20 protein-coding genes are annotated in these 20862 nt (G+C 47.1%); 11 read left to right on the top strand and 9 right to left on the bottom strand.

Annotation, left to right across the window (positions count from 1 at the left end; all coding sequences use genetic code 11):
* Positions 1 to 353 precede the first annotated feature (353 nt).
* Complete coding sequence (pssA, locus tag KIU71_RS05420; protein ID WP_214130142.1) at positions 354 to 1178, bottom strand: CDP-diacylglycerol--serine O-phosphatidyltransferase; 825 nt, start codon at positions 1176 to 1178, stop codon at positions 354 to 356.
* Between the two features lie 303 nt (positions 1179 to 1481).
* On the opposite strand from pssA, the gene xdp1 reads away from it, so the two are divergent.
* Together xdp1 and prsT are read left to right on the top strand one after the other, a co-directional pair.
* Positions 1482 to 2402 carry an exosortase-dependent surface protein XDP1 gene (gene xdp1, locus KIU71_RS05415; protein WP_214130141.1) on the top strand — a complete coding sequence of 307 codons (921 nt, stop codon included), beginning with the start codon at positions 1482 to 1484 and terminating at the stop codon, positions 2400 to 2402.
* A 112-nt stretch (positions 2403 to 2514) separates the two neighbouring features.
* Complete coding sequence (prsT, locus tag KIU71_RS05410; protein WP_214130140.1) at positions 2515 to 5313, top strand: XrtA/PEP-CTERM system TPR-repeat protein PrsT; 2799 nt, start codon at positions 2515 to 2517, stop codon at positions 5311 to 5313.
* 33 nt (positions 5314 to 5346) lie between these two features.
* Here prsT and clpB read toward each other — a convergent pair whose 3' ends face one another.
* From clpB to rluD, 3 genes are all read right to left on the bottom strand, one after another.
* Complete coding sequence (clpB, locus tag KIU71_RS05405; RefSeq protein ID WP_214130139.1) at positions 5347 to 7917, bottom strand: ATP-dependent chaperone ClpB; 2571 nt, start codon at positions 7915 to 7917, stop codon at positions 5347 to 5349.
* Positions 7918 to 8033: 116 nt separating this feature from the next.
* Positions 8034 to 8774, bottom strand: a complete 741-nt coding sequence (pgeF, locus tag KIU71_RS05400; RefSeq protein ID WP_214130138.1) for a peptidoglycan editing factor PgeF — start codon at positions 8772 to 8774, stop codon at positions 8034 to 8036.
* On the bottom strand, positions 8767 to 9747 hold the full coding sequence (rluD, locus tag KIU71_RS05395) for a 23S rRNA pseudouridine(1911/1915/1917) synthase RluD (protein WP_214130137.1): 981 nt from the start codon (positions 9745 to 9747) through the stop codon (positions 8767 to 8769). Before rluD ends, pgeF begins: the two co-directional genes overlap by 8 nt.
* Before the next feature lie 185 nt (positions 9748 to 9932).
* Between rluD and KIU71_RS05390 the strand changes: the two genes are divergently transcribed.
* Complete coding sequence (locus KIU71_RS05390) at positions 9933 to 10697, top strand: outer membrane protein assembly factor BamD (RefSeq protein WP_214130136.1); 765 nt, start codon at positions 9933 to 9935, stop codon at positions 10695 to 10697.
* A gap of 97 nt (positions 10698 to 10794) precedes the next feature.
* On the opposite strand, the gene KIU71_RS05385 is transcribed toward KIU71_RS05390, so the two are convergent.
* From KIU71_RS05385 to KIU71_RS05375, 3 genes are read right to left on the bottom strand one after another with little or no spacing between them, the layout of a single operon-like run.
* A complete protein-coding gene (locus KIU71_RS05385; protein ID WP_214130135.1) occupies positions 10795 to 11457 on the bottom strand; it encodes a ChrR family anti-sigma-E factor in 663 nt (220 codons plus the stop codon).
* Positions 11450 to 12064 (bottom strand): sigma-70 family RNA polymerase sigma factor, encoded by a 615-nt coding sequence (locus KIU71_RS05380; protein ID WP_214130134.1) that lies wholly within the window; start codon positions 12062 to 12064, stop codon positions 11450 to 11452. Before KIU71_RS05380 ends, KIU71_RS05385 begins: the two co-directional genes overlap by 8 nt.
* Positions 12065 to 12122: 58 nt before the next feature.
* Positions 12123 to 12689 carry an LON peptidase substrate-binding domain-containing protein gene (locus tag KIU71_RS05375; RefSeq protein ID WP_214130178.1) on the bottom strand — a complete coding sequence of 189 codons (567 nt, stop codon included), beginning with the start codon at positions 12687 to 12689 and terminating at the stop codon, positions 12123 to 12125.
* A gap of 182 nt (positions 12690 to 12871) precedes the next feature.
* On the opposite strand from KIU71_RS05375, the gene KIU71_RS05370 reads away from it, so the two are divergent.
* Genes KIU71_RS05370 through KIU71_RS05345 form a run of 6 tightly spaced genes read left to right on the top strand, consistent with a single transcriptional unit; the run spans position 12872 to position 17794 of the window.
* Positions 12872 to 13315: a nuclear transport factor 2 family protein gene (locus tag KIU71_RS05370; RefSeq protein ID WP_214130133.1), complete on the top strand. Its 444-nt coding sequence runs from the start codon at positions 12872 to 12874 to the stop codon at positions 13313 to 13315.
* 8 nt (positions 13316 to 13323) lie between these two features.
* The gene (locus KIU71_RS05365; RefSeq protein ID WP_214130177.1) at positions 13324 to 14046 is read left to right on the top strand and encodes an SDR family NAD(P)-dependent oxidoreductase; all 723 of its coding nucleotides are present in this window, start codon (positions 13324 to 13326) and stop codon (positions 14044 to 14046) included.
* Positions 14047 to 14051: 5 nt separating this feature from the next.
* A complete protein-coding gene (locus KIU71_RS05360) occupies positions 14052 to 15317 on the top strand; it encodes an NAD(P)/FAD-dependent oxidoreductase (protein ID WP_214130176.1) in 1266 nt (421 codons plus the stop codon).
* A complete protein-coding gene (locus tag KIU71_RS05355; RefSeq protein WP_214130132.1) occupies positions 15314 to 16069 on the top strand; it encodes a DUF1365 domain-containing protein in 756 nt (251 codons plus the stop codon). The genes KIU71_RS05360 and KIU71_RS05355 overlap by 4 nt, the downstream gene beginning before the upstream one ends.
* Before the next feature lie 2 nt (positions 16070 to 16071).
* Complete coding sequence (locus tag KIU71_RS05350; protein ID WP_214130131.1) at positions 16072 to 17325, top strand: SAM-dependent methyltransferase; 1254 nt, start codon at positions 16072 to 16074, stop codon at positions 17323 to 17325.
* 4 nt (positions 17326 to 17329) lie between these two features.
* The gene (locus KIU71_RS05345; RefSeq protein ID WP_214130130.1) at positions 17330 to 17794 is read left to right on the top strand and encodes an EVE domain-containing protein; all 465 of its coding nucleotides are present in this window, start codon (positions 17330 to 17332) and stop codon (positions 17792 to 17794) included.
* Here the strand turns inward: KIU71_RS05345 and KIU71_RS05340 are convergent, their stop codons facing one another.
* Positions 17795 to 18745 carry a flagellar motor protein MotB gene (locus KIU71_RS05340; RefSeq protein WP_214130129.1) on the bottom strand — a complete coding sequence of 317 codons (951 nt, stop codon included), beginning with the start codon at positions 18743 to 18745 and terminating at the stop codon, positions 17795 to 17797.
* Between the two features lie 3 nt (positions 18746 to 18748).
* Positions 18749 to 19513 (bottom strand): flagellar motor protein PomA, encoded by a 765-nt coding sequence (gene pomA / locus KIU71_RS05335; RefSeq protein WP_214130128.1) that lies wholly within the window; start codon positions 19511 to 19513, stop codon positions 18749 to 18751.
* Between the two features lie 206 nt (positions 19514 to 19719).
* On the opposite strand from pomA, the gene xseB reads away from it, so the two are divergent.
* Entirely contained in the window at positions 19720 to 19968 is a 249-nt protein-coding gene (gene xseB / locus KIU71_RS05330; protein ID WP_214130127.1) for an exodeoxyribonuclease VII small subunit, read from the top strand.
* Complete coding sequence (locus tag KIU71_RS05325) at positions 19961 to 20860, top strand: polyprenyl synthetase family protein (protein ID WP_214130126.1); 900 nt, start codon at positions 19961 to 19963, stop codon at positions 20858 to 20860. Before xseB ends, KIU71_RS05325 begins: the two co-directional genes overlap by 8 nt.
* Positions 20861 to 20862: the final 2 nt, after the last annotated feature.

Below are 20862 nucleotides of genomic sequence, written 5' to 3'. Positions count from 1 at the left end.
AAGGCGGGCTAACAGTACTCTTTAGGAGCTGGTGCCTACCTTACTTCGCAAGGCGGTTTATCAAAACTCTTAGTGAGTCGATATCAACCTTGCTGCTTGAAGCGCCTCAGTGACTCTCCTCAAGCGGGACGCGCATTCTACATCTTCGCGCCAGGGTGTCAAGCATTTATTTGAAATTTTATTTTCTCATTTTCGCTTGAAACCCGCTTCGTTAAAGGGCTGCAGCAAATGAAGAAAGGTTAACTTTTTTCGTTTGCTTGGCTTGCTCCCCGAAGCGAGATGCGCATTGTACAGATAGGTTTTTCATCGTCAACCATGTTTTTTGCGTTTTTAGCGAAAACCGTACTAACCGGTTAATTTTCGCTCTCTTTGTTCTTTTTTTCGTCCGATTCAGCCTTTTCGGTTGTATTAGACTCTTCAACAAAGTCTGCATCATGTTCTTCATGGTCACCCACGACGTCATTTAATGTTACCTTATCAACGCTTCTGAATGTGTTGATAGGCCCTGCCAGTGCATACAAACTAAATACAATAAACAATACTAATGCAGGCTCAGTTGCAACAATGACAAATATGAGCATTATTATAAGCAGAGCAACGAATGGAACCTTGCCATGCCAATTCACTTCTTTAAATGAATTGTATTTGAAATTGCTGACCATTAATAAACCCGCAACGCCGGTTACCAAAGCGACAACAAAACCATAATCGTTACCATCTGCATTGTATTCAACACCTACCCAGACCAAACCAGCCACCAATGCGGCTGAGGCTGGACTCGCCAAGCCCTGAAAGAAGCGTTTGTCGGCGACACCTATTTGTGTATTGAAGCGCGCCAATCGCAGCGCAGCGCCAGCCACATAGATGAAAGCGGCGAGCCACCCCAGCTTGCCCATCTCTGACAAGCCCCAGTTATAAGCCACTAACGCCGGCGCCACACCGAATGACACCATATCGGCCATTGAGTCATACTCTGCACCGAAATCGCTTTGCGTATTGGTCATGCGCGCAACCCGACCGTCTAGCCCATCAAATATCATCGCGACAAAAATAGCGACTGCCGCCGCTTCGAAACGTCCATTCATAGAAGACACGACTGCAAAAAATCCAGAAAACAAACCTGCAGTGGTCAGAAGGTTAGGCAAAAGATAAATGCCTTTGCGTTTGTTAGTCGACATACGGTCTCCAATCACGAAATTACTTATACTATACAGAACTCAGTCGGCTTAACATAGCCGGTTCAATAACTTGCAGCCCTAACAATCATCACACCTATTGGTAAAGGTATACAAATGCGTACTTAGTGTAGGTTTCGTATACGTGTTGAATTAAATATAGCTGTTATTATGCTGTCAGTATTTTTTACACACAGTGTGCAATATTTGCAACACAACATTTTAACCCTATGATTTTAGTAGAAAATTAAAATTGGCTCAATTATTGTATATTCTGAGATAGAGCATTAACTAGGTAGTATCCACATGTACAAATATACAGCGGCAGTAGCCTTTGCGCTATTGACAGCACCAGCATTCGCCAGCGTTGACACTGAGTATGATCAGTCTTGGCGTTTCAACAATCGCGTGATTGATAGCGCGAATAGCACTAAAGTTGTCAATGGCGACAATCACGGCAACCACATTGCCTGGACAGGCGATGATGGTGTTTCTATTAACGTAACGGCTTGGTCTGAAACGGCTGGCAGCACGTCTATTTGTACCAGTGACCCTGCGGCACCTGAGTGTAATACATCAGGCACCTCGCCCGCTAATGGTTCCACTGAAAAAGACCCGTACATCAGAAATGCCAAGTTAAAATATTATGGCAACAGCCTAGGTATTGAGAACCAAGACGGTGAAGGTGGCGCGCCACAGCATTCGATTGACAATATTCCTAACTACTCTGGTGCTGGTTATAACGATTACGACGCCGTGTTAGTGCAATTTAGCCGTGCCGTGGCACTCGACAAAATTAAGCTTGGCTGGGCCACTCACGTAGGCACCAATAATAACACTAGAAAAGCTGATGTGAGCGTTATTGCTTACAACGGCGCTGCCAGCAGCGTGAGTTCATTTTTCTCAGCGAGCTCCACTTGGGGCACTTTCCTAAGCAACGGTTGGCAAAAAATTGGTGACTACCAAGACGCCCAAGGCATGTACAGCCTAAAAGGAAATGCGCAAACAGATTCAATGATTGAGTCACGCTTTTGGTTGATTAGTGCTTACAACCCCATTTTTGGTGGTTCGCTATCTAATGCAAATGACGGTTTTAAACTGGCTGGACTTGAAACAAGCTTTATCGTATCAACGCCAACAGCTGAAGTCAGCGAGCCTGGAACGCTGGCAATACTGTCACTGGGTTTTGCCGCTATTGCTTATACGCGTCGTCGCCGTAAGCAGTAAACGGGTTACCAAACACTTTTTGAAAAGCGGACTATGTCCGCTTTTTTTATTTTAGTGGTAATATAGAGCGGTTTTCTTCAACAAGTGATTTTACATCATGGTCGTATTCCCTATGCACAAAGCGAACTTCGCTTCTATCGCACTTGCGTTGCTTATCTCGTTAACACTTTTAATGAGCAAGTCTGCCCACGCAGACTCAACTTTCTATGAAAAAGCGCTGTCATCTTATGAACAAGGAAAGTTAGAAGACGCCTACTTACACCTTAAAAATAGTCTTCGTGATCAACCTGATAATCTGCCTGCAAAAATATTGATTGGCAAAGTGCTGCTTGAGTCTGGCTATGCGATGGATGCTGAGATCGAACTTGTTGAAGCATTGGAGCTGGGTGGCGATCCCAGCTTAATTGCTGAAACCTTAGCAACCACCCTCCTCTTGCAGAAAAAATACAACGAAGTCATCGAACTACAATTCGCACGGCTAACACCGCAAGCAGCAGTCGATCTTAAAGTCGTTAAAGCAACAGCTTATATGCTGTCTGACCAGCTCGATACGGCCGAAAACTTGCTTGAAACACTGATCACTCAGAACCACCAAAGCGTCGGTATTTATAACGTTTTAGCGGATGTAAATCTGAAACAGAAAGACATATCTACTGCCTCAAACTACGTTGACAAAGCACTGGCTCTCGCGCCGAATAACACCTCGTCTCTACGTATCAAGGCTGATGTTTACATCGCACAAGACAATGATGATGCGGCTGAAAACATTTATCTGAAGGGCCTCGAATTAACGCCTGATGATCCTATGCTGATCAGAAATTTAACCACCTTGTATGTACGACAAGATCGTCTTAATGAAGCAGAAAACTTGGTTGACAACATACTTGAAGATACTCCCATGGATCCGATGGGAATGCTGATTAAGAGTTGGATTAATGTAAAATCCAATCGCCCTGATGATGCTGAACAACTATTAAGTTCGCTCAGCAACGCAATCTCTGCAATGCCGCCATTGCTTGCGGCCGAAGCGCCTGAGTTCGTGTTTATTCAAGGTATTGCACAATTTGCGAAAGGTGAGTACGAGTCAGCCCGCGGCTATCTAGCAGAATATGTACAAATGTCTGATTCCCCAGAACAAGCTATCGTGTTTCTGGTCGATGTGCACATGAAGTTAGATGAGACCGGAGACGCGATCAAATTATTGGAGCGTTTTCCAGAAACCGTGGAAGAAAATCTTGAACTCGCGAGCATTGCGGTAGATGCCTATCTCAACAGTAATCGGATGCACCGCGCCATCTCACTTGTCGAGCGACTGTCGGAGCGCTACCCCACACTTGCCCTGATCAAACTGTTAGATGCCAGAGTGAGCAGTTACCGGGGCCGTTTTGACCAAGCAATAACGATACTGAACCAGCCCGATGTTCGCGACACAGAAGCGTTTATCATTGAGCGCAGTCGATTGCTTTTAGAGAACGGGCAGTTTGAACAAGCCATTGCGGAAATGGATACTCTGTTAAAAAATAGCCCTGACGACGCAGATTTCCTGAACTTGAAAGCAGCCGCATTGATAAAGAACGGCCAACATCGTGAGGCAAGGCCTCTGCTAGAGCGCAGTCTGCAGCAAATGCCTGACCATTTTTCTGCCAAATTTAATCTAGCCACAGTGTATGCCTCGATGGACAGTTTCGATAAAGCGGAGTCACTGTTAGTTGATTTGTTAGCGCAACTTCCTAGCCATGAACAAAGTGTAGTGTTAATGGCGCGATTAGAGGCTAATACACAGCGACCTGCAGCCGCACTTCGTCGGCTAAATGACTACTTAGCGAAATATCCGTCCGCAATTATCGCTCGAGAAAACTACATTGAGATTTTGATCAGAGCGGAGCGTTTTGCTCAAGCAGAACGTGAATTGAATACTCTCATCAAACGCACTGAAGTAACGCCAGAGAACACGTTATTGAAAGCCCGTATTTTAATAGGCTTGGAAGAAACCGACAAAGCCAAGGCTGAGTTCAAAAAGCTCGGTTTGTTATGGCAGGATGATCCGACAAGACTTTACAATTTGGCACTACGCCAAGCATCCATTGAAGATTACCGCGGTGCGCTCACCAGCTTAGAAGCTGCAGCCGAGCTCTCTCCCACCAGTCAACTCATTAGCTTTGAACGGATCAGAACTCATCTCGCACTGAACGAGATATCGAAAGCCGAGCAATTATTGAATGCGTTAGAAGAAAGCAGCGGTAAGACAGCCAACACGTATTTGCTGAGGGGCGACATTGCACAAAGTAAAGGTAACAGTGCGTCTGCCTATGAATTCTTCAAACTGGCCGTTGAAAGCGACATCACGTTCAACCGTGCGCTACTCAAAATGTTTCTCCTTGTGCCCACAACTGATCAACGTGATGACTTTTCCTCACTACTGGAGTCAGCGCTTAAAGAAAGTCCTGAGTTGTTGTTTCACCGCAATCTACTGGCAGACCACTACCTGAATTACTCGTCTTTCTCACTCGCCGAGCCTCATCTTGAATACTTGGCGATGCAAAAAGACTATGGCAACCGAGCGCGTGTGCTGAATAACCTGGCTAACGTTAAAATCTTTAACGCGCAACTCGATCAAGCGCTACAACTTGCCGCTGAAGCGTTTGAGTTAAACCCGGACAACCCGTCAATAGTTGATACCTACGGCTGGGCTCAAACCCTTAACGGTCAACATGAACAGGGATTGCAATTACTTCGCCGAGCGTACGCAATGAATTCAACCGACCCTAGCATCCAGTACCACTTAGGCTACACGCTATTGCAATTGGGTAATCAGGATGAAGGTAAGCGAGAAATCGAACGAGCGCTCAATAGCGGTCAAGACTTCATCGAAATAGCAGCAGCGAAAGCGCTCTTTGAATCGCTAAACTAAGGCCTGCGCTGATCATTGCAAAATTACTCGCCATCACTCGATGGCGAGCTCTCCATCTTTAATGCCTATTCTAATAGTACTTTCCGGCAAAACATCGCCGGACAACAACATATTCGCCAACGGGTTTTCTATGTAGGTTTGGATCGCACGTTTGAGTGGTCTTGCACCGTACACAGGATCAAAACCCGCATCCGCAATCTTGTCCAACGCAGCACCTGAAAGTTCCAGCTTGTAGCCTTTATCCACCAACCGCTGCCGCAGCGCAGTCATTTGAATTAATGCGATGGACTTAATTTGTTCTCTACCGAGCGGATGGAAAACCACAATATCGTCCACCCGATTAATAAATTCTGGACGGAAATGTTGCCCGACAACCGACATCACCATCGATTTCATTTCTTCATACTGGCTTTGTTCATGTTTGTCTTGTATCACGTCGGAGCCAAGATTCGACGTCATGATCACAACCGTATTTTTGAAGTCAACCGTTCTTCCCTGCCCATCCGTGAGCCGACCATCATCCAACACCTGCAACAAAATGTTGAATACATCTGGGTGCGCCTTTTCCACTTCATCCAGCAAAATAACTGAGTACGGCTTGCGTCGCACCGCTTCAGTCAAATAGCCGCCTTCCTCATAACCGACGTAGCCGGGAGGCGCCCCGACCAAACGAGATACGCTGTGCTTTTCCATAAACTCAGACATATCGATACGTACCATCGCTTGCTCAGTATCAAACATGAAACTGGCCAAAGATTTACATAACTCTGTTTTACCGACGCCGGTTGGCCCCAGAAAGAGGAATGAACCGATGGGGCGATTGGGATCGGCTAACCCCGCGCGTGTGCGCCGGATCGCATTCGCAACCGCCGCGACAGCTTCATCCTGACCAACAACGCGATGGTGCAACGCTTCCTCCATACGTATCAGTTTGTCGCGTTCACCTTCCAGCATCTTAGAGACCGGAATACCCGTCCAGCGAGACAGCACTTCGGCTATTTCAGCATCAGTCACCTTGTTTTTAAGCAACTGCGTTTCAATATTTTCATTCTCGGTTGCATGCTCGAGCTTTAGCTCAAGCTCAGGAATACGACCATATTGTAATTCGGACATGCGGCTCAGATCAGACGCCCGGCGCGCTATTTCCAAATCCAGTTTAGCCTGCTCAAGTTCAGACTTGATGGATTGAGTCCCCTGCATCGCGTCTTTCTCGCTGCGCCAGACTTTGTCTAGCTCAGCGTACTTCAGCTCAAGTTGCTCCCGCTCTAGCTCAATAATTTCAAGGCGCTTGTGACTGGCATCGTCAGTCTCCTTCGCCAACGCTTGCTCTTCTAACTTAAGTTGTATAATGCGACGTTCTAGGCGATCCATTTCCTCAGGCTTTGAATCAATTTGCAGACGAATACTGGACGCTGCTTCATCAATGAGATCAATGGCTTTATCCGGTAGCTGGCGATCACTGATATACCGTTGTGACAACGTGGCCGCTGCAACAATGGCAGGATCGGTGATATCAACTGAATGATGCAGTTCATAGCGTTCTTTGAGCCCACGCAATATCGCAATGGTATCTTCGACACTGGGCTGCTCAACTAACACTTTCTGAAAACGTCGCTCAAGCGCCGCGTCTTTTTCGATGTACTGACGGTATTCATCCAACGTGGTTGCACCAACGCAATGCAGCTCGCCGCGGGCAAGCGCAGGTTTCAACATGTTACCTGCATCCATTGCACCATCGCCTTTACCAGCGCCTACCATGGTATGCAACTCGTCAATAAACAGAATGACTCGCCCTTCCTCCTTTGATAGCTCATTGAGCACCGCTTTGAGACGTTCTTCAAATTCTCCACGAAACTTCGCACCCGCAACAAGCGCCCCCATGTCCAGAGACAGCACGCGCTTGTCCTTAAGCCCTTCAGGCACCTCGCCATTCACTATTCGCTGTGCAAGACCTTCAACAATCGCTGTTTTACCCACGCCTGGCTCACCAATGAGCACAGGGTTATTCTTTGTGCGGCGCTGCAAGACTTGAACAGTTCGACGAATTTCGTCATCTCTGCCAATGACGGGATCTAATTTCCCTTGCTCAGCACGTTCGGTCAGGTCGGTCGTGTATTTTTCGAGTGCCTGCCTAACATCTTCCGCATTGGGATCAGTCACTTTTTGCCCACCGCGCATCGACTCAATAGCCGCAGAGATGTTCTTCTCAGTCGCGCCGGCAGCGCGCAGCAATTCGCCCAACTTACCTTTATCCTGAAGCGCGGCCAGCACGAAAATTTCTGACGTGATGTAATCATCTTTGCGCTGCTGTGCAATTTTGTCACACAGGTTCAAAAGCACGACAGACTCTTTTGCTAATTGCACATCTCCGCCGATACCGTCAACACGTGGTAACCTTTCTACTGATTCAGCAAGCGCCGAACGTAGTGAATTGACTTTCACTCCAGCATGCTCAAAAAGCCCACGCAATGAACTCCCCTGCTGATTGAGTAAAGCAGTCATTAAATGCACGGGTTCAATGTATTGGTGATCTCGGCCTAATGCGATGGATTGTGCATCAGAAATGGCCACCTGAAATTTGCTGGTGAATCTGTCTAAACGCATAATGATATTCCTGATTACGTTTTACCCTAGTGCCTATGTGGGTATTTAATAAACGACATTCAAGCGTTGATAATCAAATTAACACCATGGCAAACAAACTCATGACACCCTATTTGCTAACCTAATTTACAGATGACACTGACCATGCGGCCGCAGTTGCTATCCCCTTGATGAGTCGCTCGCCGATAGGAAAAAAAACGCTGATCGTCGCAATATGTACACTGCTGACTCACAATAATCCTAGTCAGTCCAAGTTCAGTCAGTTGATGGGATGCGATTAATTTGAGGTCAAGCATACGCTTGGCTGAGCCCAGCGGAGACGCTTTCACTGCATTTGGTAACGGTAAGAAAGGTCCTGCCATGTCAACACTGACTTCATAATGACACACGCCGATGGCTGGCCCTATCCAAACATTGATGTTTGCTCGAGGCACTTGATCAAAGGCTTGGTTGATGGTTTTTGCGATAATGCCATTGCGCAACCCCTCGTATCCCGCATGTACCGCTGCCACGGTTGAGCCTGCACCGTCGGTCATCAGTAGGGGTAAGCAATCTGCCGTCATCACAGCACACGCCACGTTGACGGTAGAGGTGTAGCTCGCATCTGCAGTATGCTGATTGCTGGGTAAAGCAATACAACGACTACTGTGGGTTTGATTTAACCAGTGAATGTGCTGTGAGTACGGAACGCGATCGCGATTTGCTTCTACGCACTGAGGGTTGTCGCCGACGTGCAAACCCACATTGAGTGAAGAACAACTGCCCTCGCTCACGCCGCCTAATCGCGTTGTTGTGAACGCCTTAACATGTTGAGGAACATGCCATTCAGGATACACAACGGACGTTTGCTCAGTCATCAAAACCGTGCAATTGAGTATCGCTGGCGAGATGGCCGAGCAGTTCCTGTATGTCAGTCGGTAACGGCGCTTGCCATGTCATCCATTCTTCGGATACCGGATGAAACAATGAAAGCTGCGCAGCATGCAAGGCCTGACGTTTGAACGTGCGAAGCGATTGCAACAAATCCTCTGTGGCGTTTTTGGGAATACGAGGACGCCCGCCATACGCTGGGTCACCGACAATCGGATGCTTGATGTGGGCCATATGAACTCGGATTTGATGTGTTCGGCCTGACTCAAGTTTTAAACGCAAATGTGTGTGAGAGCGAAACTTTTTCATGACGCGATAATGTGTGACAGCAGGTTTACCTGTCTCTCGCACCGCCATCAAAGTCCGCTTTGTTTGGTGGCGACCGATAGGCTCGTCAACCAATCCGCCAGCAACCAAAGTGCCGGTCACAACGGCTTCGTACTCCCGACTCATGGTGCGCGATTGTAACTGCTCTACCAAGTGCGTCTGCGCACCCAGCGTTTTTGCCACTACCATAAGCCCAGTCGTGTCCTTATCCAAACGATGTACGATGCCAGCGCGCGGCACGGTATTAATCGTTGGAACATGAGCTAACAGGGCATTGAGCATCGTTCCCTGACTGTTACCTGCTCCCGGATGCACCACAAGATCTGTCGGCTTATTGATAACCAGAATATCATCGTCTTCATAAACAATATTCAGTGCAATTGATTGCGCTTGGTGCTCTACTTGAACTTCAGCAATCGCTTCGATGTCAATCTTTTCGAAACCAGATAGCTTATGACGCGGTGTAGTACATACATCGCCATCAATCGACACACACCCCTCAAGGATCCATGTTTTTAGCTTGGATCGCGAATATTCAGGGAACAAATTAGCAATTGCCTGATCTAAGCGTAAACCATGCACCTGAATGTCAGTCTCTGCCGTCAGCGAGATACGCGATTGATGTTGACTCATACTAGCCTTTCAGTAAATTTTTGCGGCAGTATAGCAAAAATATCGGTGTAGAAGATGGGTGCTTGGTATATTTACATGAGGAAAGTACGGTATTCAATTAGGAGAATACACCGGCGTTGCGTTAGAATACCGGGCAAACAATTAAAGACTGTCACCTCAATAATACTCCGACAGGATAGGGTTTAATGAAGTATCAACACATTTTTAGAACGGCATCGCTTGCCGTTGTTATCGCACTCTCAGGTTGCAGCTCTTCAGATGATGAAGAACGGGTTATTGCTGCAAATCAGGGCGCTCAAACGTTATATGACGACGCCAAGCGGCAAATGGATGCTGGCAACTTCGCGGGTGCTGCAGCGACACTGGGTGCATTAGATTCGCGCTATCCTTTTGGGCCGCTGTCGCATCAGGTTCAACTTGATCTCATTTACAGCCATTACAAATCCGGTAAGCCTGATCAAGCGCTGGCCACGATTGATCGTTTTATTCGTTTGAATCCCAATCATTCTGATGTCGACTATGCGTATTACATGCGTGGTTTGACCAACATGGAATCAGACAACAACCTGTTTCAGGATCTGCTGAATATTGACCGTTCCGACCGCGATCCCACCCGCTCCCGTGAGGCTTTTGAAGACTTTCGGCGGTTAATCGAAACCTATCCTGATAGCAAATATGCAGCAGATGCCCAGAAGCGCATGTTGTATATCAAAAATCGTCTGGCAAGTTATGAAATTGCTATTGCCCGTTTTTATATGCGGCGCGAAGCCTACGTTGCTGCGGCCAATAGGGGGAGGTATGTGTTAGAGCATTTTCCCGATACGGAGCATGTGCAGCAAGCACTTGAAATCATGGTGGCCTGCTATGACCAACTTGATTTGACTGAATTAAAGAACAACGCAATAAAGACGCTCAAAATCAATTATCCTGATAGCGATTTTATCAGTTAGTAGCAACATTTAAGCATTTGAGCATTCATACAAGAAAGCCGCTATGGCTAGCGGCTTTAAAATTACGCATTTCAGATTCTCTCGTCTCGCGTTCAGGCTACTTAAAAAACAAATGGCTAAACGGATTTAGCAATCTGGCAAGTCCTGATGTGAAATGTAGGGGTTTATCCACAATACTAAAGACTAGGCAACCTTCATCAGCATCTGACCCGGGCGCGTGAGTGTGGCTTCCATTCATCGCAATGAAATCGCCAGAATCATAGTCTGCAATTCCGTCACTAAACTCACCATTGATCACCAGCGTTAATTCAGATCCTTTATGCGTGTGCTCAGGCACCCGACCGCCTTTCTCCATATAAATGAAGTGAGCCATACCGATATCGCCAAGGTCGACTGGCGCTTGCCACAATTTTCCAACCAGCGACGACCAATTTCCCGTTTTGTGTATGTACCTGCGTAGGGCGCGAGGAACCGCAAATCTTCTACCATCTAACTCAATTGTCGACGGCGACGAATAATTTAATGACGGTCTTTCGGCTTCAGGTTGCTGAATAATATTGGCCAGCATCCTGTCCAGAGCAGGGTTATCCGCCTCATCATGCAGACTCGTTTTTGCCATATTTTCACTGTGATAGCGAAGACGTTCTTGGCACACTGTGCACATGTCACAATGCGCAGACAACATCAATGACTCTGCAGCAGGAAGTGTGCCCTCTGCAAATTGCAAAAGCTGTTGTTCAGATGGGTGGTACTTAATCATGGTCGTCAATCATATCCTTCAAACGCTGTAACGCTAACCGCGTTCGAGATTTAACAGTGCCTAACGGGATGGACAGTTCGTCCGCAACTTCTTGTTGTGACTTACCGTCAATATAAATCGCTTCGATGACTACGCGCTGCTTTACCGGTAACGCATCGAATAAATGACCTAATTGCTCTAAAGTAACCTGCTCTTCCAGTGATGTTTCATTCGCATCAGCGGTTTGCTCACACAACACGGGCCATAAATCGTCTGAACAGATGTCTTCTTTACGGTTCTGCAACTTACGCAACATGTCAAAGCGGATGTTGCGCGCGATGGTGAAAATCCATGTGGAGGGTGAGCCTTTCTCGGAATTAAACAGATGCGCTTTCTGCCACACATTGGACATCGTGTCTTGAACCAACTCCATCGCTAGCGCCTCATTGCCCATTTGCTTCAACGCATAGGAACGCAGACGCGGTGCGAAATAGCCAAAAATTTTTGAAAACGCCACTTTACTGCGATCAGAAGCCACCTCAACCAAATATCCCGACATTTCATCGGCGCACTCAATCGGCTTTACAGGTCTTGATTGGTTTGCTTCCACTGGAATCCCAACGAGCATAGTCACTATCCTTTCCGAACACAATTTAACATTGTTACGAGAGATAGGATGAATTAGATCACTCTATCAATTGTCGCAGAAAAGAAAGCGCTTGGCTGCAATCTTTTTCCTCCAAAAGCTTCTGCTTTTGCTGCGCGTCGACGGGAAGTAACTCTAACCAACGCCTAATTACCCAGATGGGGTTATCGAATTGAGGGGAAGAATATAGCCCGTTCACCTCTGGATATTTCTCAAAAATCTCTTTCAAGCGGCTATCCATCGGTTCAATGTTATCGTCGATGTCTATTTCCCAGTCAGTCAGCTTGTCGCATTGACCCACTCGTAAACCATCATTCTCTGTCGAAATTGCCGTCACTCGAACCGGCTCGACCCCTTCAACAGTGATACCAAGCAGGCCATCCTCCAAAATATCAAAGTCAATCACTTTGCTGCGCGTGCCGATGGAGTGAATGTGAGTATTGTTCTCTTTATTGCCTCTCGCGTTGAGCATGCAAATCACAAACGAGCCATCGCTCGCACACACTTCCTTGACCATTCGTGTATAGCGAGGCTCGAAAATTCGCAGTGCCATCCTCCCTCCAGGGAGAAGGTGTGCGGAGAGCGGAAACAACGGCAAAGTCTGCAATGGTAGACGGCTCAAATTATTCAACAGATGACTAAGTTACGTGGTAGTGCAGTATTTGGATCGTCACTGATTGGATTGTTGCTGATGAACTAGATGTCGATTCGATTAAAAATTTTTAACCACATGATCTAGACCACTCGATGTAAGGTATCCACATTATCAGAAATAATCGATGTGACTCAATGACGCCAATCGAGAAGTTTGAACGATTTTATTTACAGCTTCAGTCAAAAGACATAAGCAATATAGGTGATGTGTACGCTGACGATATTGAGTTAGTTGATCCTATTGCCACTCATCACGGCCTAGATACCGTAACTCAATACTTCGGCAAGTTACTGAAAGGGACTCGTGAGTGCGAATTTAAGATCCTCTCGATCTTGCCCACGTCAGCACAAGACGCTAACCATTCCACCTATGACTATGTTGTTGAATGGAAAATGTCTTTTTCTGCTAAAAAGCTCAAGGCAAATAAAGTGATTCAGGTCGATGGTGTGACATTACTGAAAACCAGTGACACCCATGTGATTTACCATCGGGATTATTACGACATGGGGCAACTTGTTTATGAGCATGTGCCACTATTAGGCCATATCGTTCGACGATTAAAGGAGCAACTACAGTGAGTAAGACCATGTTAATTACCGGCGCAACCTCAGGGATCGGTGAAGCCTTGTGTCAGTTAGCCAGTCAGCGCGGATATCGTGTCATCGCGTGTGGTAGAAATCAGGAAAAGCTGGATTCACTATCGACATTAGACAATGTGGATACCATCCGTTTTGACGTCACAGACGAAGAAGGAACCCGAGCCGCGTTGGCTAACGTGCAATGCGACATTGCGGTGCTCAATGCCGGTACGTGTGAATACGTAGACATTGACGCGATAGAGCCTGACATGTTTCATCGCGTATTCGCACCCAATTTTTTTGGCGTGGTGAATTGTGTTGCCGCTTTGAGAAAGCAACTTATGCCGGGTGATCAACTGGTGATCATTGACTCAATGGCGCGTTTGTTACCCTTTACACGCAGTCAAGCGTATGGCGCAAGCAAAGCGGCACTGCATTATTTTACAAAGTCACTTGACGTCGACTTAGCGAAGGACGACATCATTGTGCAAGCCGTTGCCCCTGGCTTTGTTGAGACGCCGCTGACAGACAAGAATGATTTTGATATGCCCATGAAAATCCCTGTGGACGAAGCTGCCCAAGACTTGCTTAAAGGTATTGAGAAGAAATCGCGAAACGTGTATTTCCCAACACTATTCGGTTTTATTCTCAGAACCTTAAATCTTCTTCCGTCTGCCGCACAGCGACATTTATGTGTCAAAATGAAAAAATCAATGAAGCGAGAGAATTAGTCACCATGTCCAAACGCCTTGCAATCATCGGGACGGGAATTTCCGGACTGACCTGTGCATACCTTCTGAATAAACGTCATGATATCACGGTGTTTGAAGCTAACGATTATATCGGTGGCCACACAGCAACCAAAGATGTCGTTGTCGACGGTTCAACCTATTCCATCGACACTGGCTTTATCGTCTTTAACGATTGGACATACCCTCATTTCAACCAGCTCATGGCGCAATTGAACGTGCCCATGCAGCCAACCGAAATGAGTTTTAGTGTTAAAAACCTTGCTGAAAACATCGAATACAATGGCAACACCATAAACAGTCTTTTTGCGCAGCGACGCAACATCTTGCGACCAAAATTCATTCGACTGGTGCGGGATATTTTAACGTTTAACAAAGCATGCAAAGCGTTAGATATCGACAAAGATGTCGCCGAGGACCAGACACTGATCGGTTTTATTGAATCACTGGGATTAAGTGACACCTTCATTCAAAACTATATATTGCCCATGTGCGCGGCAATTTGGTCCTCCTCAGTAGAAGACACTAAAGGCTTTCCCCTGCGTTTTTTCCTGCAGTTTTTCAACAATCATGGATTGTTGAACATCAGCGACAGACTGCAATGGTATACACTCATTGGTGGTTCTCGTGAGTACATAGCGCCACTGACAGCATCATTTCGAGAGAAGATATTACTTAACGCGCCTGTTACACGCGTGGTCAAAACATCAAAAGGGTATCAGGTTTCAGCCCAAGGGCAGCCCGATGCCCTATTTGATGACGTTATTTTTGCTTGCCATAGCGACCAGGCATTGTCTGTGATTGATACACCGACTTCTGCACAGGCTGCCATATTAGGTAGCATTCCCTACGCGATGAATGAAGTGGTTCTGCATACAGATACCTCAGTACTTCCTAAACGGCCACTCGCGTGGGCTAGTTGGAATTATTTACTCAAAGGCGAATCTGATGAGAGTCAACGCCCCGCCTCCGTTACCTATAATATGAATATACTGCAGCGTATTGAAGCACCGCACACGTTTTGTGTAACGCTCAACAACACGGCGCAAATTAATCCGCAAAAAGTGCTTGGCACTTATCACTATGCCCACCCACAATACAATGTAGACATGGTCGCTGCTCAAAACCGACGCGCCGAGATCTGCGGCATCGACGGCATGCATTTCTGTGGCGCCTATTGGTACAACGGGTTTCATGAAGATGGTGTTCGCAGTGCTTTGGATGTTTGCCAGCGGTTTGGAGAAACGTTGTGAGCCCAACGTCCTCAGATGACGCGCTTTATGTCGGCGACATTTTTCATCAGCGGGTCGTGCCGAAACATCATGAATTCACTTATCGAATTTTTTTGTTCTGGCTTAATCTGGATAATCTTGAAAATGTCGCGCGTGAGGTACGTGGGTTTTCGATAGACAAATTCGCCCCGGCGCGTTTCAAACGCAGTGATTATTTGGGCGACCCGTCTATTCGGTTAAAATCCGCCGTACTACAAAGGGTGAATGAGCTGGTTCCCGATAGCTCAGTCAATCCGGTCAAGGGCGATGTGTTTTTGCTTGGGCAGGTACGTACATTTGGGTTGTATTTTAGCCCAGTCAATTTTTATTTTATTCGCAATGAAAAGCAGCAATATACGCATATGCTTGCAGAAGTCAGCAATACTCCATGGAATAAGCGCCATCATTATCTGGTCGATCTTGACCGGCAAGAACCCTGCGATAAAGCGTTCCATGTATCACCTTTTAACCCCATTGATATGGTTTACCACTGGTCGGTTAAACAACCTGACGAACACCTACGCTTGTCGCTGAGCTGTTTTAAAGAACAACGGCATTTTACGGCTGCGTTAAAAATGACAAGAATGTCATTGAACTCAAAAACCCTTGTGCGCGTAATGTTATCCATTCCCAGTATGACGATTAAGACGGTATTTGGAATCTATTGGCAAGCGCTGAAGCTGTTTATCAAGCGTGTGCCATTTTATTCCTATCCTAAAAACAAGGAACTTTAAGCATGTCGCAAGGCGAACAAGCAGTTGTATTTGAAGAACAAATGAACGGTGTACACAAAGTATGCCGACACTTGTTTTTAAAGGTGCTTTCCTCATTGCCCTACGGACAAATCACCATCAAAGAGCGTGGCAGTGTCGTCGCGATCTACGGCGAGACAGAGACGGACCTTCGCGCCGAAGTGAACATTCTAGAGCCCGTTGCTTACAAGCATTTGCTTTTAGGCGGAAGCGTAGCATCTGGTGAGACGTTTACTGACCGCCTATGGACAAGCCCTAACCTCACCAACGTCATCCGTATTTTCGCCCGTAATATATCGATGCTGGATGCCTGGGAGGCCAAGTTCAAATGGCTGATGTTGCCAGTGTGGAAGGTCCAGCATTTTTTCCGTCGTAATTCGCAGCAACAAGCGAAGAAGAACATTTCTGCTCATTACGATCTGGGCAACACCTTGTATACTCGTTTTCTTGACCCAAACATGCAGTACTCTTCGGCGATTTACCCTCATTCAGGCGCCTCTCTGACCGATGCTCAAGCGCATAAGCTAAAAACAATTTGCGAAAAACTGCAACTAACGCCAGAGGATCACTTACTTGAAATCGGCACTGGCTGGGGTGGTCTGGCCATCTTTGCTGCCAAACATTATGGCTGTACAGTGACAACAACGACGATATCCGATGAGCAATATGATTACGCGCAGTCGTGGGTAGAAAAAGAAGGGTTATCGGATAAAATCACACTACTCAAAAAAGACTATCGGCTTCTTGAAGGCCAGTTCGACAAGCTCGTATCGATTGAGATGATTGAAGCAGTGGGTAAGGAATACCTCGGCAATTTTTTCGATAAATGCTCCTCACTGCTTAAGCGCAGCGGTTTGATGGTGTTACAGGCGATTACGATAGATGACCGGCGCTACGAAACTTACTCTCGAAGTGTCGATTTTATTCAAAAGCATATTTTCCCCGGCGGTTTTTTACCGTCACAACTTGAAATGAATAATGCATTGAAAAAACATACCGATATGATGATCAGAGATCTACACGATATTGGCTTGGATTATGCGCAAACCCTGCATGATTGGCATGAAAGCTTTCAATTGCATCGAGATGAATTGAAACAATTTGGCTATGATGATCGCTTTGCGCGCATGTGGCAATACTACATGAACTACTGTGAAGGCGGATTTCTCGAGAGAAGCATCAGTACAGTTCAACTGGTCATCTCAAAGCCGGGTTACACTGCCGATATTGTTCGGTAAAGCGATGGCACATTGGTTGTTTAAGACCGAACCCGATGTATTTAGCGTCACTGACCTAGCGCAACGCCCGAGCCAGCGCGAATGTTGGGACGGTGTCCGGAACTATCAAGCACGAAACTATCTGCGCGATCGCGTGCAAATAGACGACGATGTGTTTATTTACCACTCTAGCTGCTCGACTATCGGCATCGCTGGGCTTGCCAGAGTGTCGCAAGTTGGCGTTGTTGACCCCACTCAGTTTGATCCCGAAAGCCATTACTTTGACCCGAAATCGATGCCAGACAATCCGCGATGGATTACGGTTGAAGTAGAATGGAAAGAAACATTTCCCGATATCCTGTCGCTGAGTGACATTAAGCAGATGCCGAATCTCGATGAGCTGCCCCTGTTGAAAAAGGGGCACAGGTTGTCAATCATGCCGGTAGGAGCGAATGAGTATAAGACGCTACTCACCGCTGCGCGCCGTTAGCTACTCGTTTGAGTCATTTCCCTCGATAACTGAAATGGGTTTAGACATGAGCGGCTTGCCCTGATTAATGACGATTTCCACCCGCCGATTTCGTGACAACGCGTCAGCATCATCGCCGTCCAATAGAGGCGCAGTGTCGGCCTTGCCCACAACAGACATTCGTGCCTCATCGAAACCCTGCGCACGGCGCAACTCTTCCGCTACCGCCACGGCTCGTTGGGCTGATAGGTCCCAGTTTGAACGGTACAGTTCATTCGATATTTGTTGGCTGTCGCTGTGACCTGATACCTCTATTTCACCGGGCATGTCGGCAAGCAACTCACCGATAGTGCGGATCACTGGGATGAACTGGGGTTGCAAAAAGGCTGAACCCGCGGAAAACGAACCGTTTTCACGAATGCGTATGGTAATTTGCTGGCCTAGGGATTCCATCTCGATAGAGCCATCCACAATCTGTTTTTCCAACTGTTGAGCAACTTTCTTAATCAATTCATTAACCTGCTCCTGATTGGCTGCTTGTGTAGAGGCTGCCGAAGACTGGTCCGTCGCCGTTTGCTGCGCTTGCCCACCGCGTTGCGTGCCTCGTTGCTTCTGACGGCCACCGGCAGAATCCTCGTCACCAGCTTGGAATTCAAGCATCTGTTGCGTCATTTCAATCGTTTGCTGCTGTATATTCTCGATGGGTGTAGGGTCGGGTCGGCCAGGACGGAACTCCATTGCAATCACACTGGTCCCCTTGGGAATATCTTTAACTTCAATTTTGTTCTGAACACCGAATGCAAATTTCATCGAACCCGCTATCTGTTTAAACTTCAGAACATCCATTTCTGAAAAGGCCAATAGCAGTACGAAAAAGCACATTAATAGCGACATCAGGTCGGCAAAGGTCCCCATCCAAGGCGGCAACCCCTCCGGTGGACACTTCGGGCACTCTTCTTCTTGCTTCGCCATAGTTTAATCCTCTTCGGACGGCTCAGCACGTTTGCTGGCTGCGAGGTAGCTTTTTAATATACCTTCTATGACCCGTGGATTCTGGCCATCGGCGATGCCAACAATACCGTCCAGCACCAATGATTGATTCAGTTTCTCTTCTTCGGCTCGGTTTCCAAGCTTAATCGCGATAGGCAGGCATATAACGTTTGCGAAAAATGCGCCGTATAAGGTCGTTAGCAGCGCCACCGCCATGGCTGGGCCGATGGCTTTGGGGTCGTCCATGTTAGACAACATGGCGACCAAACCAATCAGGGTACCGATCATGCCCATCGCCGGAGCAACATCACCCATTCCCTTAAAGATAGTCGCCCCGAATTCGTGGCGTTGCGTGGTCATGCTGATATCTTTTGCCAAGGTCTCGCGCACCACGTCAATATCGTGCCCGTCGACCAACATGTCGACGCCCTTCTGCATAAATTTGTTTTCAATTTCAGCTTCTTCCAACGCGAGAAACCCACCTTTACGCGCCGCATCAGCCATTTCGACAATTTTCTGGATCAAGTCTTCGGGCGCTTCAATCTTAAACGCAAACGCCTTGCCAGCAATTTTACCTGCGCCAAAGAACTGACCAAGAGTGAACTGTGAAAGCACGACGAAAATCGTACCGCCGAACACGATCAAGAGTGAGGGCACATTAATAAACATGCCGAGATCACCGCCGAGCACCATAGCCATGAAGACAAAACCTATCGCACCGATAATGCCGATGATGGTTGCTAAATCCACTGGTAACTCCTCTATGAATCGGTGGGTTTTCGGTATATGGCGCAACGCCATGTAGTCATTGTATCGACCATTGGGACAAAATCTACACTCTCAGGCATCGCAAAACGAATTCGCTGAATTTGTGATTGACCCTATTATGCCCCTTAGGTAATGTGCAGCAAAGATCAACGTGCCCCAAATTAAGCACTGTTTCTAAGGATTTTGCATTGGCAACTGAAAAATCATCAGCCCCTTTAAGCTTTGAACAAACACTCGATGAACTTGAAAAAATCGTCGCCGAAATGGAACAGGGCGATATCCCGCTACAGACAGCTTTAGAAAAGTTTGAGCGCGGCGTCCATTTGACAAAAGAAGGCCAGGCAACCCTCCAAGCCGCTGAACAAAAAGTTCAGATTCTGATGGAAAAAAACGGTCAGCAATCGGTGAATACGTTTGACGCTTCAAGCGATGAGTGAACGCGAACTATCCGTCAGACAGGCGTCGACTAAAAAACAGATTGACGCGTTTCTTGCTAAGCAAATTCAAGCGCTGCCCGATCACGCTCCAAGACTAAAAAATGCCATGCAACACGCACTACTGGTAGGCGGCAAGCGTATGCGACCGCTGCTTGTTTGTCTGTGCGCAGATACGTTAGATGTCTCGCCCGATGACGCACTTGCCGTGGGTGCCGCTATAGAGTGTATTCATGCCTATTCGTTGGTTCACGACGATTTGCCCGCGATGGACGACGATGATACTCGGCGGGGTCAACCAACCTGTCATATTGCATTTGATGAAGCCTCGGCCATATTGGCTGGCGACGCGCTACAAACGTTGGCGTTTGATATTCTGACCACGCAGTTATCCATACACTGCACCTGCGAACAGCGTTTAGCGTTGATCCGTGCCACAGCCATCGCAGCGGGTTATAAAGGAATGTGCGGCGGACAGGCTATGGATTTAGCCGCCACGGGCCACACGATTAGCGAACCCACCTTAAAGCAACTACATCAGTTAAAAACTGGCGCGTTGTTACGTTTGTGCGTAGAGGCTGCTATCATTTTGGCAGAAAGCTTAAGCGTTGAATCGCACACCGCCTTACTCGCGTATGCCGACAACATCGGTATGGCATTTCAAGTTCGTGATGACATTATTGATGTGACAGAATCTTCGGAAACATTGGGCAAACCGAGTGGCTCTGACGAAAAGCTGCATAAAAGCACCTTTGTTTCTTTACTAGGCCTTGATGGCGCTCAGCAGGCCTTGAAAAATTACCATACACAAGCGCTTCAAGCTTTAGACACTTTGCCCTACAATACGGACCTATTGCGGCAGTTTGCCGACCTCATGACGCAACGAAAATATTAAAA

It is taken from the genome of Alteromonas oceanisediminis (assembly GCF_018474025.1).
GTDB lineage: Bacteria > Pseudomonadota > Gammaproteobacteria > Enterobacterales > Alteromonadaceae > Alteromonas_E > Alteromonas_E oceanisediminis.
The sequence above is the reverse complement of the archived record's forward strand: the minus strand, read 5'-3'. Positions and strand labels throughout refer to the sequence as shown.

Coding starts and splice junctions, on each gene's coding strand:
- prsT (WP_214130140.1), top strand. CDS start 2,515: ATGCACAAAGCGAACTTCGCTTCTATCGCACTTGCGTTGCTTATCTCG.
- KIU71_RS05340 (WP_214130129.1), bottom strand. CDS start 18,745: ATGGCGAAGCAAGAAGAAGAGTGCCCGAAGTGTCCACCGGAGGGGTTG.
- pgeF (WP_214130138.1), bottom strand. CDS start 8,774: ATGACTGAGCAAACGTCCGTTGTGTATCCTGAATGGCATGTTCCTCAA.
- KIU71_RS05380 (WP_214130134.1), bottom strand. CDS start 12,064: ATGCTCGTTGGGATTCCAGTGGAAGCAAACCAATCAAGACCTGTAAAG.
- KIU71_RS05370 (WP_214130133.1), top strand. CDS start 12,872: ATGACGCCAATCGAGAAGTTTGAACGATTTTATTTACAGCTTCAGTCA.
- xdp1 (WP_214130141.1), top strand. CDS start 1,482: ATGTACAAATATACAGCGGCAGTAGCCTTTGCGCTATTGACAGCACCA.
- KIU71_RS05350 (WP_214130131.1), top strand. CDS start 16,072: ATGTCGCAAGGCGAACAAGCAGTTGTATTTGAAGAACAAATGAACGGT.
- rluD (WP_214130137.1), bottom strand. CDS start 9,747: ATGAGTCAACATCAATCGCGTATCTCGCTGACGGCAGAGACTGACATT.
- KIU71_RS05365 (WP_214130177.1), top strand. CDS start 13,324: ATGTTAATTACCGGCGCAACCTCAGGGATCGGTGAAGCCTTGTGTCAG.
- KIU71_RS05325 (WP_214130126.1), top strand. CDS start 19,961: ATGAGTGAACGCGAACTATCCGTCAGACAGGCGTCGACTAAAAAACAG.
- KIU71_RS05360 (WP_214130176.1), top strand. CDS start 14,052: ATGTCCAAACGCCTTGCAATCATCGGGACGGGAATTTCCGGACTGACC.
- KIU71_RS05345 (WP_214130130.1), top strand. CDS start 17,330: ATGGCACATTGGTTGTTTAAGACCGAACCCGATGTATTTAGCGTCACT.
- KIU71_RS05390 (WP_214130136.1), top strand. CDS start 9,933: ATGAAGTATCAACACATTTTTAGAACGGCATCGCTTGCCGTTGTTATC.
- pssA (WP_214130142.1), bottom strand. CDS start 1,178: ATGTCGACTAACAAACGCAAAGGCATTTATCTTTTGCCTAACCTTCTG.
- clpB (WP_214130139.1), bottom strand. CDS start 7,917: ATGCGTTTAGACAGATTCACCAGCAAATTTCAGGTGGCCATTTCTGAT.
- KIU71_RS05385 (WP_214130135.1), bottom strand. CDS start 11,457: ATGATTAAGTACCACCCATCTGAACAACAGCTTTTGCAATTTGCAGAG.